This window comes from Dictyobacter arantiisoli (assembly GCF_008326305.1).
GTDB lineage: Bacteria > Chloroflexota > Ktedonobacteria > Ktedonobacterales > Ktedonobacteraceae > Dictyobacter > Dictyobacter arantiisoli.
This window is the reverse complement of sequence record NZ_BIXY01000190.1, coordinates 1-3,222: the sequence shown is the minus strand read 5'-3', so window position 1 is coordinate 3,222 and position 3,222 is coordinate 1. Positions and strand designations below refer to the sequence as shown.

Below are 3,222 nucleotides of genomic sequence, written 5' to 3'. Positions count from 1 at the left end.
CGGGGACATTTGAGATACCGGCGGTGCAAGGTGATTGCTTCTCCTCCAGTGGTTTGCAAGGTCCGAGCATGGTTTCCCCGAGCCTGCAATCGGTTTCCACACTGTGGACAGCGTTGCTGGTCGGGCCGAAAGCGTCGAAGAGTGCGGAGAAATATAATTAACGCAGGGCTAGCAAATCCACCAATATAGACGACACAGACAGATGATGAACGCACTTGTAATAATTCACAAAAACTCGTCTGATTCTCTACTGTAACAAGTGCCATCGCGGAACAGGAAGTAATCTGAGCAGAACGAAGAATCTCTTCAGAGAGGCCAATACTTGGTAACGCAGCATCCATATGAAGAGGAATTGGCATTGGAGATAAAGGACTATTCTCAGACGTGCTTGGCACAACCAGGGAGAGAGAACCAACCACAGGAATATATTCGGATGGACGATAAACATTGTACGCTTGGAGTAAAGCCCAGTCATCTCCTTCATACAAAGGAGCATCTGTAGTAAATTGTCGAAGAACGGTGATTACCTTCCCCAATAATTCATCCACTCGTTTACTCTTTCCAAAAAGTTCTATACTTAATACCCGTGCTAACATGGGAGTCTGCAATTGCGCAACGGCGGATAACACACGAAGTAGGTCTCGACTCCCTTGTACATCGACGATACTAAGTGGCAAAGGAGATCGATACTCCTCTAACTGCATCATAGCCCACTCAAGAAAACGATCAAACCATCCCCCTATAAGCTCCTGTTCGAGTAAAACTAATCTTAATGCTTCTCTTTGACTACGCAACGGAGTTCTTCCAAGCCAAGCACATAGCGCTTCAATCGTTTCGATCTCTCGATTGGCAAGATCAATCGACGCAAGTAAATTACCTTGTTCATATTTTTGCCAGTTGAGTTTGAGAAATCCCTGAAGAGCGAGATGTTGTAGTTGTTCATGGACCTGCCCACGTAATCCTAGCTCATCCCCAGAAAAGTACCAAGCAAAGCCACGTTTTGTTAGGTGCACACGCGCAACCTGCTTGCGTGCGGGTTGCTCTGCTTGTATCAATAAAGCTTCAAGGAGTAAACGAACTTCATGACGAATCTCTCCTTTATGCATCGTTCTCTCCATATGTCTCCTCTAGCTTTGCTTTATAATTGTGGTAGTCGTCAAGCACAATATTCTCACCAACACGTGCAACTACGATACTAGTACACATTTTAGGAACTAGATATTCACAACGCTCAAGCGGCGTTGCGGTAATTACTTGAAGATGAAACTGCCGAAATAGATCTAGAGTCACCCCAATGCGCTCTTCATCCATCCTATTAAAAGCCTCATCGAAGACAGCTAAGCGTATTGTGGGGGGAAGACGACGCGATGACTTGAGATCCAACATTCGATATAACTGCACAAATGACGCAGCAATCGCCAAATAGAAAGGAGTTTGTGTTTCTCCCCCTGATGTTTCACCCACAATTTTGCTTAGGCGAGACACTCGTCCGTCACTATGAGTCACATCGAGATCATAAGTGAGATAGGTTCTATAATCGGTAAGAATTGCTTTTGATTGTTTCTCACGATCGCCTTGACTCTCCCGCATAAGTTCTGCATAGAATCGATCAAAAGTTTCATGATTCTGCTCATAAAATGTACTCTCAAACAAAGGATTAGTCCCTAGCAACTGAGAATCATCAATCAGACGATAATATTCCTTCATCTCACTAGCTACGTCCCAACAAAATTGGTAGCGGTCGCCACGAAACACGGATGCCCTTAAGGCATCATTCATACGTCGCAACTCATCCTTAGCATACTGAATACGCTCTCGAAGATTATGAAGAATATGCTCTCGTAATTCCTCATCAGCCTCTTGAAGCGCCTGTTGAATTTGGGCCTTATAACGAGGCAACTCAGTAGCTGAAAGGCGCTCATGTTCCTGGTTATACCGTCTATCATGAATGGCCTCTGGAATGCCTGAAAAGTGATATTTAATGTTATATTCCAGTCGTAGATTTTGCATTTCTTGGGCGGTGTCATTGGCCTGTGTCGTATAACTTTTGGCTGCTTTCGAGGCATTAGCGATCACTTGAGAAAGATCCCGTTCTTTTCTCTGTTCAATAAAGAGCGCCTGAGCGAGTTCTTCAGCCTCAGGGAGTCTTTCTCGTATAGCAGAGACCTCTTTTTCGCATTCTTTCTCTTCTGTATCAGCCAATGCCCATTGTCTATCAAGCGCATCTAATGTAGCGCTACGTCGCCCTTGTTCTTCAACTCCATGCGCTTTCTCTTGCTCATAGTGCCGAATAAGATCAATCAGGTTCTGAATTTCCTGCTCAAGCCTTTGCACGGTACTCAAATCAAGCGCTTGTACTTTCTCAATCAGATCAGTAATTTCAAGCCTGAGATAACCATCTTCTGGTGGATTTTCTAGATTCGGTCGCAGAATCGAAAGTGAGTCTTTGTAATCAAGCCTCGCTTTCTGCTCCTTAACATGTGAATGGAGAGTAGCTTGAAGTAAAAGATCATTTCGAATCTGGTTCAGTTCACGCTCACATGCTTCAATCTGTGAGTCGAGGGCACGTCTTCCCACAAACCATCGAACATAGTCCTTCTCAGAAAGCTTTTGCACTGCCCATTCGCTATAGTACACAAGTTCGGTCGTAATCGCACGATCATACTTGCGCACCTCTCTGGCTGATGTACAGGTAATAATAGATCCCAAAACTGAGTTGACATACGCCTGCACATAAGGATCTTCAGTAGACACTTGTAAGGCGAGGCTTTGAGAGATGGCAGGGCGTTGTTGTTGCCAGACACGTTCAAGATCAAGCACGCGTGCATAGTGAAAGCGAGAATCTGCCTTAGATTGTTCGATAAATTGCAGAACGTCATCATAGGTATCCGGAGGCACAAGAATACTAAAACGTCTATTACCAAGCATGGATTCTACTGCCATTTGCCAACGTACCTCAGGAACTTCAATGCGCTCGCAAAGAATATCTGGTCGCACTCCCACAACCGCTTCTAAAGCAGAACGCAACGCCTCAACATGAGGAGGATAGGAAACAATCCCATGAAATTGTAACTGCTTCATCTCTTCCGATACAACTATTATAGTGCCCCGCTTTGTCAAGACAATAAAATCGAGGTCTGTAAGAGAAACTCACTTTCTTTCTGAACACGAATTGGAATGACGATAAAATGCAGTAAGAACACGGTAATAAATCTGTTCTAC

At 44.4% G+C, this 3,222-nt stretch carries 2 protein-coding genes; both read right to left on the bottom strand.

Translation table 11 applies throughout. From position 1 onward, the window contains the following. The coding region (locus tag F1593_RS27610) for a hypothetical protein (RefSeq protein ID WP_149404768.1) at positions 1-1,118 on the bottom strand (1,118 nt) is incomplete at its 3' end. Next, positions 1,099-3,081, bottom strand: a complete 1,983-nt coding sequence (locus F1593_RS27605) for an SbcC/MukB-like Walker B domain-containing protein (protein ID WP_149404767.1) — start codon at positions 3,079-3,081, stop codon at positions 1,099-1,101. The genes F1593_RS27610 and F1593_RS27605, both read right to left, overlap by 20 nt. Between the last annotated feature and the right edge of the window lie 141 nt (positions 3,082-3,222).

What these genes read in the sequence shown, in the direction of transcription:
- F1593_RS27605 (WP_149404767.1), bottom strand. Translation starts at nt 3,081, where the DNA reads ATGAAGCAGTTACAATTTCATGGGATTGTTTCCTATCCTCCTCATGTT.